Source organism: Methanoculleus sp. DTU007 (genome assembly GCF_001512385.1).
In the GTDB taxonomy this organism is placed as follows: Archaea; Halobacteriota; Methanomicrobia; order Methanomicrobiales; family Methanoculleaceae; genus Methanoculleus; species Methanoculleus thermophilus.
Map to the genome: position 1 here is coordinate 15431 of NZ_LFRO01000104.1, position 12840 is coordinate 28270.

Below are 12840 nucleotides of genomic sequence, written 5' to 3' on the forward strand. Positions count from 1 at the left end.
GACAGAGTATACTCACTCTTCTACCGCAGTGCGAACAGTAAAGCCCCGTACGCTCGTTGTATGTCAGAGGCCTTCCGCATTTCTTACAGTGAATCGGGGCCTCGAACCCACACTCATGCCTGACCATCAGTCCAGATATTTGAAGTCCTTCACAAAAAGATTTCCTTTTCCCCGGTTTGCTATATCCCCGGTAAAGTGGATAAGCGTCCGTCCTTCGTGCTGAACCACGCCGACCTTTTTAAAGGTAGGGAGCATCTCCTGTGCGGTTCCATAGACGTAACAGGACCCTTCTTTCATGTTCGCACCGGGACGGCTGCAATTTCCATGAACAATCACCGTGCCGCCGTGCATCTCCGCTCCGGCCATATCCCCGGCATCGCCGTGCACGATCACCGTGCCCCCGGCGATATGCTCTGCGAGGAAATCACCGGCACGGCCGAAGACCTCCACGGTTCCGCCGGTCATCCCCTTTCTGCCGCCGCGATACCCCGACGCGCAGTAGTCGGCGGCGTCGCCCCGGCAGATGATGGTCCCGCCCGTCATCTCCCGCCCGAGCCAGCCGTCGGCGTTGCCGTGGATCTCGATCGTTCCGCCGCTCATGAAGTTGCCGCAGTGCATCCCGATATTGCCGAGGACCGTGATCTTCCCGCCGTCCATGTACTCGCCGATCCTCTTTAAGCGGAACGTATCAGCCCCAGATATGACAACCTCGACGTCTTCCGCCCGGTCGGCATCGCCCTCCACCGAGACCGTGAAGACCTCGTTAAGTCCAAGCTCCCGGTTCCCTCGCCAGACAGAAAGATCGGTGCCTGATAGGAAGTTCTTTGGGACGATCGCCTCCGCCTCGATGGGAATGAACGACTTTGCAGCAGGTTTCATCGCAAGTGTGACCTTCATATCTCCGTCTCCGTCTCAATGCACCGGTTCCGGTTCAGGTACTCCTCCTGCACGGGGTAGTTGCTCATCCGGACGGTGTAGTAGCGTTCGAACTTCTCGATGAAGTCAGGATCCTTGCTCATATCGTAGTTCTCCGGAACCTTCGGCCTGACCCAGAACGTGGCGTTGCTCCCGTGCACCAGGCACTCGCCCCGCCGGGCGACGACCCTGCCCCGCTTGATCGTGTACTCGGTCTGGCTGAATCCGTCGATCACCTTCTGGTACTCGGCCGAGGGATCGACCTCGTCGATCTTGAGCGGATAGATCGCGATGTCCGCGTCGGCGCCCGGCGCGAGGTGCCCTTTCCCGAGATCCTGGATCCCGAGCGCCTTCGCCTGGCCGGCCCGGGTCATCACCGCGATCTCGTACCAGTCGAGTTCGCGCTCGATCGCCGGGAGTGGCACCCGTGACCCGGTATCGGGGTGGACCGTCGCGAACTCGGCGTCGCGGTAGCGCTTGCTCATCAGGAGGGCGATGATCTCCGGGTACTTGACGAACGGCGCACCGTTCGGGTTATCCGTCGTGAGCAGGCACTGCCACGGGCTCTTGGTGAGGAGCGCGAGTTCGAGGCCGATCGCCCACATGATCGAATTGACCAGGTTCTTGCGCCGGTAGACGACCGGGATGATCCCTGAGCCGGTCTCGAGCTCCACGTCGTGGTTGCTCCACTTGTCGTGGTGGAGGCGGTAGAGGTTGAACTCCATCGGCCCGTCGGCGGTCATCGTCGTCGTTCGGCCAAATAGGATCTGCCCCATGTCGATGACGATCTGCGGGCGCATGTTGACAAAGTTTGCAATGGGCTCGCTCTTCGAGCAGAAGTCCTTCCAGTCCGAACCGCCGTAGGCATGGTACTGGACGTGCGTCGCATACAGCGTCTGCCTTTTCGGATTCAGGTCTGGGACGAGCCCGAGCGAACCGAGCGTGCAGGTGTAGTTCCCCGGCGTCCCCAGGTTGTTGCAGTGGAGATGGACTGAGTGCGGGAGGTGGAGGAGTTCGTTCGCCTCGATGACCGACCGGATGATCTCCGCAGGCGTCACCTCAAAATACGGCACCGGATCACGGATGCACGTGACGTTCTTGCCCCACTGCCAGGCCTCGGTGCCGCCGGGATTCGTGAGCTTGACGGCAAACCCCTTGACCGCCCGGAGCGTCCAGGCGATGATGGCCGCGACCCGTTTTACGTCGCCGTCCCGGATCGCCTCCATGATCGCCCAATTTCCGTCGAAGAGGGTGTTTGCCATCATGTCCTGCAGCGGCGTGTAGGTAAACTCCTCGTGGGTGTGCCGGGCCTCGAGCGGCGCCATAGCGCCCTCGAGCAGGGTGGTGTAGCCCATCACGCTGTAGCGGTAACTGTTGCCGTAGGTGGTCGGGACGCTGTAGCCGGAGGTGGCGTGCATCGGTCCGTGCCGGGGCGTCCTTCCGGCCCGCATATCTTCCGGGCTCATGTAGCGCCCGAAGTTCACCTTCGTCCCGCAGACGTGGGTGTGCGAGTCAATCCCGCCTGGCAGGGTGAGCATCCCGCGGGCATCGATCACCTCCGCCGCATCGCTCACCTCCTCGACGATCCTGCCGTCGCGGATGGCGATATCCATCACTTCGGCGTTGATCCCCCGGAGCGGATCGATCACGCAGGCGTTCTTTACGAGGAGTTCGCTCATCGCGCTCTCGCCTCCTGCATCAGCGTGTACATCTTTAAGAGGACCTCCCGATCAGAGGGGTAGACGGTGGAGATGACCTTCCTCGTCCGGATGGGCACCCCGTCCATCCGGTAAGCCGTCCCTTCAGCATCGATCCCGGTCACCGCAACGGGGATCTGGACGTTGCAGAACGCGGTCGTGGCATTCGGGTAGGGATCGAGCTGGACCACCGGGATCTCCGCGAGGTGCTCGAGGCACTTCCGCGGGAAGTGGGCGGCCGGGTCGCTCCCGACGATCAGCGCCGCGTCGCACTCTTTCCGGGCCAGGATGTCCACGGCCGTCGTCTCCCCGGGGTTGTAGAAGGCGATTCCCCGGGAGAAATCGATTCCGAAGGGGTAGCCGGTCATCCAGGTGTTCACTTCGTTCGACCCGTAGACGTTGTAGTGGCCCCGCATCGCCGAGATGGTGAACTTCGTGTGCCGGTTGAGTTCCGAGACGAGTTCGATGGCGTTTCGGATGTTCTTGTACTTCCCGCGGGTCATCGTGATCCCGAGCCCGAAGTAGACTGCCCCGAACTTTGCGGACTTGCAGAGGTTCGCTACCCGGATGAGTTGCTCCCGGGTGACGCCCGCGACCGTCCGCGGGATCGTCTCGGTCTTTCCGCGGACGATCGCACGGAGCGCCGAGAGAACCGCGTAGTCCCCACCGGGCTTGACACGCACGAATTCGTCGGCGATCTCCGCGGTCTCGGTCTTCCTGACGTCGACGACGATCACCTTCCGGTCGCGGAAGGCGTTCTCAAGGAAGAAGCCCTCCGCGTAGCGCGTGTAGCGGGAGAGATGGCGGGGATGGGCATCGATAGGGTTTGCGCCCCAGTAGACCACCAGATCTGCCCGGTTCTTCACCACCCCAAGGGTGCAGCCCGGGTGCCCGACTTCCTGGATGGCGAGGATCGACGGACCGTGGCAGACCGAGGAGGTATTGTCGATGACGCCCCGGACGAGTTCGGCCATATGCACCCCCACGCACTGCGCCTCCCCATGCGTGCCGCTCCACCCATACAGGAGCGGGCGCTCTGCCGCAAGAAGCATATCGGTGGCATACCGGACGGCCTCATCGTAGGTGATATCCTTCCAGGTCTTTCCATCGCGCATGATGGGGTTTTTCAGCCTCTTTTCGCCCATGAACTTCTTTGTCCCGAGTTCGCAGGCGTTCGTGACGGCGACGACACGGTCCCCCTCCACTTCAACCTCGATGTCGTCGCAGAGACATCCGCAGAAGGGGCAGACCGCATCCTTAACGATCATAAGCGAGACCTCCCAGTTCTTCCATCAGTTCATGAACCGTCTTCGGCTCTTCATCCGTCGGTTCGATCTCCACCCGGTGCGACTTGAAATCCGGCATCCCGGTGGAGTGGGTCTCGGCAGAGATGATGTGGTTTGCATACGGTCCATACGGGACAAAGACGGTTCCTGCCTCCACGTCGGGCGACGCGACCGCCCTCATGACAACAGACCCACAGGGACCGGTCACCCGGACAGCATCCCCGTCATCGAGCCCGAGTTCCATCATATCGAACTCGTGCATGAAGCAGGTGGATGTCTCCGCCGCGTATTCGGCTGATGTCTTGTTCTCGACGGTCACGCCCTGGTTCACCGTCCGCCCGGTGTTCATGAGAAAGATCATACTTCCGCCTCCTCCTGCACTCCTTCGACCATCCGGGCGACCCGGATCGCAGAGTTCGGGCAGTGTGTCTCGCAGGTCTTACACCCCGTGCACTTCTCCTCGTGGAGGATTCTCACCCGTCCGCCCTCAATTCGCATGATAACCTCGTCGCTCGCGGACGTCCCCGTCGCTGCAAGTTGGAGATCGATCTGTCGGTTGACCGGGCAGGAGACACAGCAGTTCCCGCACCGCATGCAGAGGGTATCGTCGACCTCGAGGTGATACCACGAGGAGAACGCCGTCCCGTCACGCCGGGCGATATCGAGGATCCGCCCGCTCGCAAGGACGCCTTCAGGACACGCCTCGACGCAGAGGCCGCACCGGATGCAGTGACCGGGGTAGACCTCCGGCTCCCATTGGTCCTGCCGGCGGAGAACCGCTATGGCATCGGGTGCGGGGCAGATCATCATGCAGGAGAAACAGCCCGTGCACTCCTTCTCTGTCCGGGTCGGGTAGCCCTTGAAGTAAGACGGGGTCTCGAGCGGCGCAGTCTTTGCGAAGAAGAACTTCTTCACCCATTCAGGCCGGAGGAACTCCCGCACGTAGTAGACGATCGATCGCATCTCCTCACCTCTCGTTGCACGCGATACAGGGGTCGCTGCTGATGAACGTCGACGTCACATCGGCAATCGAGGTGGCATTGATGATCATCGAGTGGGCGCAGGCCTCGATGTTCATGATCGAGGGCGTTCTGATGGCGATGTCGAGCACCCGGCCGTATTCGTCGGTCTTGATGGTGTAGACGAGCTCGCCCCGGGGTGCTTCGCCGCTGTGCGAGGCGGAACCTGCCTTGCAGAGGCCGCCGCCCCGGATGGGACCTTTTGGGAGCTCGCGTATGCACTTCCGGATCAGGTCGATGCTCTGGACGATCTCCTGGAACCTGACCATGACCCGGGCGAAGTTGTCGCCCTCGGTCCGGGTTATCTGCGTAAACCCGAGTTCCCGGTAGGTCGGGTGCCGGAGGCGCAGGTCGCAGTCCTCGACGCCGCTCGCCCGGGCCGTGGGGCCGACGGTGTGGGCCCGGATGGCCTCCTCGCGGCTCATGAACCCTATTCCTTTGCTCCGGAGCGCGATCAGCGGCCCGGTCTCGAAGATCCTGGTATACCGCTTCACCTCGTCCTCCACCTTCGCGAGGTCGGCAAGCATCCGCTCGGCGTCCTCCGGCAGGAGGTCGAACCGGACCCCGCCCGGGATCATGTAGGCGGTGTTGATCCGCGAGCCCGTCAGCCGTTCCAGGTTGTCAAGCACCGTCTCCCGGGTATTCAAGAGGTACATCGCGAGCGTCTCGTGCTCGATCGTGTAGCAGTAGGAGAAGTTCGCGAGGATGTGGCTTGCCATCCGGTCGAGCTCGTTTGCGATGACCCGGAGGTAAGCCGCCCGCGGCGGAACCGTGATCTCGCTGATCTTCTCCATCGTCTCGATGAAGACCATGTTATGGATGACCGAGCAGATCCCGCAGACGCGCTCCGCAAGGAACATCACCTCCTGCCAGGGCCGCCCCCTCATGATCCGCTCGATCCCTTTCTTCATGTATCCGAGTTCGACCTCGGCCCTGAGCACCCGTTCGCCCGCCGTCTCGCACTTGATGCGGGCGGGCTCTTTCCAGCACGGATGCATCGGGCCGAGGGGTATGGATACGTCGACGGTCTTCTTCATCGCTGCTTCTCCTCGTAGTCTTTGAATATCAGCGGCGCAACCGAGAGTATGGCGGAGAGGATCTCTGTCGGGCGGGGCGGGCAGCCCGGCACCGATGCCGCAATTGGTATATAGTTCTCGACGGGTGGTGAAGTTAAGCTACCCTTTCGGGCATAGACACACCCGGAGATCGGACAATTCCCGATGGCAACAGCCACTTTCGGCTCCGGGATCTTATCCCAGATATCACGAAGTTTGTCTACCCATTGCGGGGTTACAGAGCCGATAACCAGGAGAACATCGGCCTCTCTCGGGTTGTTGTGGACGTAGATACCGTATTGTTCGATATCGTAGCGGGGTGCAAGGCAGGCGAGCACCTCGATGTCGCAGCCGTTGCACGACCCGACGTCGACGTAACTGACGTGGATCGACCTCGAGCGGACGACATTCTTGATCTCCTGGAGAATATTCCTCATGAGAGGATCGCCTCCCGGATCCGTTCTCGGCCTCTTGCGACGGCCTCATCGAAGGATCCGTTCTCTATCATCGCTTGTGTATCGTTGTAAATTTCCTGCATTCTCTCTGTATCCACAAGGGGTATGAATCGGGTGAAGAGTTCGCACCCGAGTTCTTTTGCGACCGCATCGCCCTTGTCCGCGTACTCAAGTCCCATCTCCCACCGGGACTCGAGGTTCTCGAGCAGGGCCATATCGAAGTTCTGGATCAGCACCCTCCGGAGTTTCGCGTCCTTCACCCCGAGACGCTCTGCAATCGCCCGGACGGTCTCGTCATGCCGCGTGCTCGTGAGGATGGTGTACTTCATCTGACGGAGGTCTTTTTCGTAGAGGAACTTCATGCGAGCACCCCGAAACTATGCGCTATCGCGTAGGCGAGGAATCCGAGCACCATCACCCAGAGCAGCCCCATCTCGTAGCGTTTCAGAGCGAGTTCGTCGTGAACCAGGGTAAGCGCCGTGGCGATGACGAGCAGGACCACACCCGCGAGTGTCTGGTCGGCCACGCTCCAGTTCTGGGCGGCCTGGGCGAGGAAGACCGCCACGTAGAAGGCCGCTCCTGCCGTGAGGAGAAGGCGTATCCTACTCATCCCATGATCACCCCGAGGACTATGATGTAGATGACGAGCGCGCCCGTCACGAGACTCTGTATGGTAACCGTGTCGTAGGGCGAGAGCATCGGAGAGACCGCACAGACGAACGAGAGCGAGACGAGGATTAGGAGCATCAGGAGTAACGTGAGACCCAGCGGCAGAGCTCCGACGAAGAGGAGGACGAACGCGTAGAGGAGCACGTAGGTCTTGAGAGCGAACCCCACCTCAAGCCCGGCGCGCCAGACTCCGAAGTGCTCGGTCATGTTTCCGCTCACGATCTCTTTTGCCTCGATGATCGAGAACGGGCCGTAATGCATCTTAGAGAGGATCACGAGATACAGCGCCACGGCCGCCGGGAACGCCGCGGTGAAGAGGAGCGGGCCGTGGACCTGCTGGTAGGCCGCGATCTCCGCGATCGAGAGCGAGCCGGTAAAGAGGTAGATCACGGCGACGGTGGCGAGGAGCGGCAGCTCCGAGGCTGCCGATATGACCGACCGGATGGCCCCGAACTTCGCGTAGGGCGAGCCCGAGGAGAGGCCGGTCCCGTGCTCCACGATCTTGTGGAGGAGATAGACCGCAAAGAGGAGGAGGAGGCTTCCCCCGGAGAGGAGGACAAAGAGGGCTGCGCTCCAGATGCCGATAGCCACAAAGACTACCGCGACAAAGAGGGTCTGGCTTGCCGTCTTCGGTACCCAGGTCTCTTTGAAGGAGAACTTCAGGGTATGCAGGATCTCCTGCCAGATCGGCGGCCCCGGCCGTCCCTGGACTCTTGCGATGATCTTCCGGTGGATGCCGTGGAAGAGCAGGCCGACGAAGGTTGCAAAGAGCAGGTATTCGATCATGTCAGTATCCTATGAACGGGATATCCCCATCCTTGGTTTTCGCGTTCCACCACAGTGCTATGAAGACGACGAAGGCGGGGAAGGCGATGACCGCGAGAATCTGCGCGGCCCAGACCGGGAGGTAGCCGGCGGCCGCGAGGGGCTCGCCTGCTATCCCGATACCCGCCGCCGCAAGACCGGTGATCAGTGCTGTCTGTTTCTTCATGGCTTATCACATCGATATGACGATCTCCGCCACCCGCAGGAAGAGGAGGAGCGAACTGACGTGGACCATCAGGATGAACGGCGCTCCCTGTGCCCTCGTGATCTCCGCCTTTGCCACATAGAACGGTGCCATGCCCTCTCCCATGACGCCGAGGACCAGGAACGCCTTCGCGACGAGGGGGACCGTCACCGCGTCGGTGAAGAGTTCCCACATGCTCAGCGTGCCGGTGCTCGCGGCGATGATCGCCGCGCCGCCAAAGAGCGGTACAGTGGCGAGCATCGCGACGATTCCGTACTGAAACGCGGCGTTTAAGACATGCCGGTTCCGGTAGGCCGCGACGATGCCGATGTTCGTGATCCCGACAAGCGACGCAAAGAGGGTGAAGTTGAAGACGTCCCCGGTCGCCATTGCCCCGAGCGTGGCCAGACCACAGGCGATCGCCATGAATCGCTGGAACCGCATGAGACCGGGGTCGACCTCCTTTGCGTAGTAGGCGTCCCCGCCGAAGGCTATGTCCATCTGTCTTTCGGGCCTGCTCACGATGACGAGCAGCGTGAAGAGGAGGGCGAAGGCGAAGAGCGCCGCGGTGTAGGGGCTGAAGTAGGCGACGATGTCGCCGAACTCCAGCACGAAGAGTTCCGGCCCGCCGATGTTCGGGGTGGGGAGGTTAAACATCCGGACCACCTCTCCGCATCGTTCCCACGAGGGACATCTTTGCCATCACCTTGATGAGGATCGCACCGCCCGCCATCATCACCCCAAAGAACCAGTACGCGGGGAGGAACATGAAGACGAAGAACGCCCCGATCCAGATCGCCCACGCATAGCCGCTCACGGTCTCGATCAACTCGAACTGCTCGGCATGCCCCTTGCACATGAAGTAGAAGACCGCCCCCACCGCAGCGACCGCCCCGCCGGTGAAGCCCGAGAGGATGATGCCGTAGGCGACCAGGATCAGCGCGAGGATGCCCGGAGCGCTGTCCATGACCTCGATCCGGAACGCCGGTCCCTTCGGAGCCTGGAGCCCTTCTCTCGTGATGTAGACCTCGGAGACCGCCATCAGTTCGGATATCCCGACGACGAGCCCCGGGAGGATGAGCGCCTCGGCAAGGTCGGTGGCGATGAGCGCGATCACGACGAGCCCGAGGACCTCCGCGAGGTCGGTGAGGAGGACCCGGTGCAGGTCGTCTTTCTCCCGGACGATGGCTGTAAACCCGATGATGAGCCCGATCACGGCGACGGCGAGCCCGAACGAGTAGGTGGCGGCGTCCATCATCAGGACTCCTCCCTCCGGAAGAGGAAACTCGCGATCGCAAACGCTACAAAGAGGATGCTCGTCTCGACGACCGTATCGAACCCCCGGGTGTTGTAGAGGATCTCATCGATGATGCCGCCGGGGTGGGCGACGATCGTCGTCCCCATATGGAGGGTGGTATCGGCGAGCCACTGGCTGAACGGGGTGAGGTAGGCCGTCACGTAGCCTGCGTAGGGGGAGTTCTCCGGGTACTGCGACTTCACGGGAGTTGTTCCGAACGGCACGCCGCCCCGGTCGTAGGGGTCGAGAGGACTTTCCGGGTTGAGGGTCTTCGGGTAGAGCTGGTCCTCGTTGTAGGTGATGGACGGCAGGGTGATGAGGCCGAAGACGAGCACGATCACGAAGAGGAGCGCATACAGCCCGGTGAGGTTCTCAAGCCTTGAGAGCGCCGCCGATATCCGGGTAATGATCGATCGGTTCGGCGTCATCGTGCGGCCTCCTTGCGTTCGATGACCCGCATGAGAACGAAGGTCGAGATTGCCGTCACGGCGATGAAGGTCATGATAGCGAGCATCTCGTCGTAGGCGAGCATGATCAGGAGAAGCCCGAATGCGGGGATCTCAAGATTGATCAGCCTCGTAAGGTAGGTCTTCTCGCGCGGGAACCCGGCGGCGATCACCCCGATGATGAGGATGATGCACCCGAGGATGAACTCAGGCGTCACGAATATCCCTCCTCATGAGCGGCAGGATGATGATGGTCGAGATGGGGATGATCAGGCTGACGACGATCGCGACGTCCAGGTAACCGCGGTCGACGACGAACGGGATGACGCCGCCGTAGATGATCCCGATTGAGATCAACTTTTTGAAGGGGTCCTGCTGGAGGTAGGTCCCAAGGGCGCCGATGAGCGCCACGGACGCGAAGAGGATGATGATGATCTCATCCACGCCGCTCACCCCCTGCGTACGTGCTTGCGATGGCGTTCGACTCGAGCGTCGACCCGACGAAGTAGGCCGCGGCCGCGACGAGGGCGAGCGGGTGGTCGATCAGCAGGACGAGCGTACCCGCGACGGCGAAGTTCATGACGTTCACGTAGAGAAACTTCCTGCCGGTGTTTTTCTCAAGCGTTGCCCGGATGACGGCAAAGAGCGCAATCGCGGCCACGACGTAGAGCGCTATCATTGCCGGACCCTCCAGAGCCGCGTAAGGAGTCTGCTCGCGTGGACGTGCGAGAGCCCCTGGATGGTGAGGATGGCGATGACCATCCCGGCGATGAAGTCCGTTGCGGCAAATCCGATCTGAGTGAAGCCATAGACGACTAACGTGGCGAGTACCGCCCCGGTGGTCCCGGCGTAACCGGGGTCATGGCAGATGCGGTTGCCGATATACACCATCAGGGCTGCGGCGAGCCCTCCGGGGATGCCGGCGACGTAGACGCCGCAGGCGGCGAGGAGGGTCCCTGCCGAGGCGTCGGGAGAGCAGACGATATTCCCCATCATGGTGCCGCCGGGAAGAGCGCCGCCGCCGGCCTCGATATCGCGCGCAATGGCCGACGCTCCGCTGACACCCCCCGCTTCTGGTAATTTGAAGAGAATATCGATAGTTACGAAGAGTATCCAGCTGATAGCGGCTGCAGCCAGGATGTGGAGGATCTCACCCAGCATTTATCTCAACTACTTGAGAATACGGTCAATCAATTCAATAAATCTTTGGTTGTTAACATTTCGAGCCCTATTCAGCCGGAAATACGTCTCTGGCGCGTCTCCGGCATAATGAACTCTGGTTACTTTTGTATGTTATCTAATGATTTTTGCAGTCGATATATGTTTCTAAGGATTCTAATCCGGGCCGCTACGCGCCGCCGTTGCCAAACTTCGGGCTGCACGGTCCGATACGCTCGCGGCTATCTCAATAAGAGCCTGGCCCGAAAGCGTCTCATCCCGGCGCGAGTCCAGTCCAACCGGCAGGGAACAAGTATAACTCTCCCGGCGCTGATATACTAGATACGTAATACGCGAGGGTTGCCGAGCCAGGTCAAAGGCGCTGGATTTAGGGTCCAGTCTCGAAGGAGTTCAAGGGTTCGAATCCCTTCCCTCGCACTCTACACCAGCTCATACTTCCGCAGAAACTCTCTAACCTGCCTGGACTCGATCCAGCCCTGGTCGAGCTCCTGGATGTAACCGTCAATCCGCTCGACCTGCTCTTTGATCTTCGCCGTGACCTCCCCCTCACCGAGCAGCTCGGTCATGCCGAGGATCACCTGGAGCGGTTGGCGGATGTGGTCGCCGAGGACTGCAAACTGCTCGATGTTCCGCTCAATCTGCCCGAAGGCCTGCTGCCTGAGGAGTTCATGCTGTTTTCGCTCGGTGATGTCCCGGCCAACTGCGTGGACGCCGACTACCGTTCTATTGCGGATGATCGGGGATTTGTTCAACTCAAGGAATGCTACTGAACCGTCTTTACGGAAAACCTTAATCTCAAGCCCCTCGACCGGCTCACCTGCGGCTATCTTCTTTCGCCCTCTCTCCCACTCGGAGAGTGACGACGGGGCGACGTAGTCGCGGAACTTGCCGGTTGCAAGTTCATCTGGGGTGTAGCCGAGGATCCGTATCACTGCCGGTGAGATGTAAGTAATCCCGCTGTCATAGTAGCAGGTGTAGATCATATCGAAACCCTGCTGGGCAATCTCCCGGAACTCCAGCTTGCTCTTCTGGAGGGCTTCAGCAGCCTGAATGCGTTCGATCATTCTCCCAAACTGCCCGGCAATCGTGTCGATGAGTTCCCACTCCTCACGGAGGAACGGGCCTTCGTCCTCTTCGGGCCTCTCGTGGAGGTAGCAGATCTCCATCATCCCGACCCTCTTTCCGTGGACGAAGATTGGTGATGCCTGCCGCCAGGGCGTCTCCCGGAACCCCTCTGTCTCAAACCTCTCTCCGTGCACCGTGATCCGGGCAACAGTATTTTCCGGGTACTGCCAGCCGGAGGGGAGCAGTCGAACGATGCTGCAAAAGATCGTATCGAGCGAATCCCCTGACTGCTCGATGATCCGGGACATATTATATAGTGTTGAGAGCTCCTTCAATCGCTTGTTCAGGTCGTGCGTCAGTTTCCGCAGCGTGTCCTCCGCCTGTTTAATCTCGGTGATGTCGCGAATGATCACTGCGATCCTGTTTGCGGTACCGCGTGCATCCCGGACCGGGTAGAGGACGGTATCATAGTGTCGCCCTTGCCAGGTTTCCTCGAGCCGGAGCGGTTTACCCGAACGAATGACCTCATGCAGCCGGGAGGCATGCAAACCGACGATATCCTTGGGGAATATCTCGGACGCGCTCATCCCGATCAATTCCTCACGGCTCCGCGAGAAGTTCAGGATCACCGTCTCGTTGGCGTCGATGACCCGGCCTTCCGTATCCAGGAGAGCAATCATATCTGCCGGGGCGTCGAGGAGGGCGCGGGCGGTCGCCTCGCTCTCCCGGCGCTCCTCCTCGGCGCGTT

General features: G+C 60.9%; 19 protein-coding genes and 1 tRNA gene. 1 reads left to right on the forward strand and 19 read right to left on the reverse strand.

The genetic code is table 11. From position 1 onward, the window contains the following. Positions 1-126 precede the first annotated feature (126 nt). The 18 genes from ACI94_RS10760 to ACI94_RS10845 are packed head-to-tail and all read right to left on the reverse strand — an operon-like array spanning position 127 to position 11009. Positions 127-897 (reverse strand): formylmethanofuran dehydrogenase subunit C, encoded by a 771-nt coding sequence (locus ACI94_RS10760; RefSeq protein WP_066954051.1) that lies wholly within the window; start codon positions 895-897, stop codon positions 127-129. Further along, positions 894-2594: a formylmethanofuran dehydrogenase subunit A gene (locus tag ACI94_RS10765; protein WP_286681409.1), complete on the reverse strand. Its 1701-nt coding sequence runs from the start codon at positions 2592-2594 to the stop codon at positions 894-896. Before ACI94_RS10765 ends, ACI94_RS10760 begins: the two co-directional genes overlap by 4 nt. After that, positions 2591-3880 carry a formylmethanofuran dehydrogenase subunit B gene (locus tag ACI94_RS10770; protein WP_273259200.1) on the reverse strand — a complete coding sequence of 430 codons (1290 nt, stop codon included), beginning with the start codon at positions 3878-3880 and terminating at the stop codon, positions 2591-2593. Before ACI94_RS10770 ends, ACI94_RS10765 begins: the two co-directional genes overlap by 4 nt. Continuing rightward, on the reverse strand, positions 3870-4259 hold the full coding sequence (locus ACI94_RS10775) for a molybdopterin dinucleotide binding domain-containing protein (protein WP_066954060.1): 390 nt from the start codon (positions 4257-4259) through the stop codon (positions 3870-3872). The genes ACI94_RS10770 and ACI94_RS10775 overlap by 11 nt, the downstream gene beginning before the upstream one ends. Further along, a complete protein-coding gene (locus tag ACI94_RS10780) occupies positions 4256-4861 on the reverse strand; it encodes a 4Fe-4S binding protein (protein WP_066954062.1) in 606 nt (201 codons plus the stop codon). Before ACI94_RS10780 ends, ACI94_RS10775 begins: the two co-directional genes overlap by 4 nt. A 4-nt stretch (positions 4862-4865) precedes the next feature. After that, a complete protein-coding gene (locus tag ACI94_RS10785; protein ID WP_066954065.1) occupies positions 4866-5954 on the reverse strand; it encodes a nickel-dependent hydrogenase large subunit in 1089 nt (362 codons plus the stop codon). Further along, positions 5951-6409 carry an NADH-quinone oxidoreductase subunit B family protein gene (locus ACI94_RS10790; RefSeq protein WP_066954068.1) on the reverse strand — a complete coding sequence of 153 codons (459 nt, stop codon included), beginning with the start codon at positions 6407-6409 and terminating at the stop codon, positions 5951-5953. Before ACI94_RS10790 ends, ACI94_RS10785 begins: the two co-directional genes overlap by 4 nt. Continuing rightward, a complete protein-coding gene (locus ACI94_RS10795) occupies positions 6406-6789 on the reverse strand; it encodes a DUF1959 family protein (RefSeq protein WP_066954071.1) in 384 nt (127 codons plus the stop codon). The genes ACI94_RS10790 and ACI94_RS10795 overlap by 4 nt, the downstream gene beginning before the upstream one ends. Then, positions 6786-7037, reverse strand: a complete 252-nt coding sequence (locus ACI94_RS10800; RefSeq protein WP_066954074.1) for a hypothetical protein — start codon at positions 7035-7037, stop codon at positions 6786-6788. Before ACI94_RS10800 ends, ACI94_RS10795 begins: the two co-directional genes overlap by 4 nt. Beyond that, on the reverse strand, positions 7034-7882 hold the full coding sequence (locus tag ACI94_RS10805; protein WP_066954077.1) for a respiratory chain complex I subunit 1 family protein: 849 nt from the start codon (positions 7880-7882) through the stop codon (positions 7034-7036). Before ACI94_RS10805 ends, ACI94_RS10800 begins: the two co-directional genes overlap by 4 nt. A 1-nt stretch (position 7883) precedes the next feature. Next, complete coding sequence (locus ACI94_RS10810) at positions 7884-8087, reverse strand: hypothetical protein (protein ID WP_066954080.1); 204 nt, start codon at positions 8085-8087, stop codon at positions 7884-7886. A gap of 6 nt (positions 8088-8093) precedes the next feature. After that, a complete protein-coding gene (locus tag ACI94_RS10815) occupies positions 8094-8762 on the reverse strand; it encodes a hypothetical protein (RefSeq protein ID WP_066954083.1) in 669 nt (222 codons plus the stop codon). Then, positions 8755-9360, reverse strand: coding sequence for a DUF2105 family protein (locus ACI94_RS10820; protein ID WP_083524717.1), 606 nt, complete (start codon positions 9358-9360; stop codon positions 8755-8757). The genes ACI94_RS10815 and ACI94_RS10820 overlap by 8 nt, the downstream gene beginning before the upstream one ends. A 2-nt stretch (positions 9361-9362) precedes the next feature. Then, entirely contained in the window at positions 9363-9830 is a 468-nt protein-coding gene (locus tag ACI94_RS10825) for an EhaF family protein (RefSeq protein WP_066954089.1), read from the reverse strand. After that, a complete protein-coding gene (locus ACI94_RS10830) occupies positions 9827-10066 on the reverse strand; it encodes a DUF2107 family protein (protein ID WP_066954092.1) in 240 nt (79 codons plus the stop codon). The genes ACI94_RS10825 and ACI94_RS10830 overlap by 4 nt, the downstream gene beginning before the upstream one ends. After that, the gene (locus ACI94_RS10835; protein WP_066954093.1) at positions 10056-10292 is read right to left on the reverse strand and encodes a DUF2108 domain-containing protein; all 237 of its coding nucleotides are present in this window, start codon (positions 10290-10292) and stop codon (positions 10056-10058) included. The genes ACI94_RS10830 and ACI94_RS10835 overlap by 11 nt, the downstream gene beginning before the upstream one ends. Further along, positions 10285-10527 carry a DUF2109 domain-containing protein gene (locus ACI94_RS10840; RefSeq protein WP_066954096.1) on the reverse strand — a complete coding sequence of 81 codons (243 nt, stop codon included), beginning with the start codon at positions 10525-10527 and terminating at the stop codon, positions 10285-10287. Before ACI94_RS10840 ends, ACI94_RS10835 begins: the two co-directional genes overlap by 8 nt. Further along, positions 10524-11009, reverse strand: coding sequence for a hypothetical protein (locus ACI94_RS10845; protein ID WP_191092823.1), 486 nt, complete (start codon positions 11007-11009; stop codon positions 10524-10526). The genes ACI94_RS10840 and ACI94_RS10845 overlap by 4 nt, the downstream gene beginning before the upstream one ends. 350 nt (positions 11010-11359) lie before the next feature. Between ACI94_RS10845 and ACI94_RS10850 the strand changes: the two genes are divergently transcribed. Beyond that, positions 11360-11444: transfer RNA gene (locus tag ACI94_RS10850), tRNA-Leu, on the forward strand. A 2-nt stretch (positions 11445-11446) separates the two neighbouring features. On the opposite strand, the gene ACI94_RS10855 is transcribed toward ACI94_RS10850, so the two are convergent. After that, a partial coding sequence (locus ACI94_RS10855) for a PAS domain S-box protein (protein WP_286681410.1) occupies positions 11447-12840 on the reverse strand: 1394 nt, incomplete at its 5' end.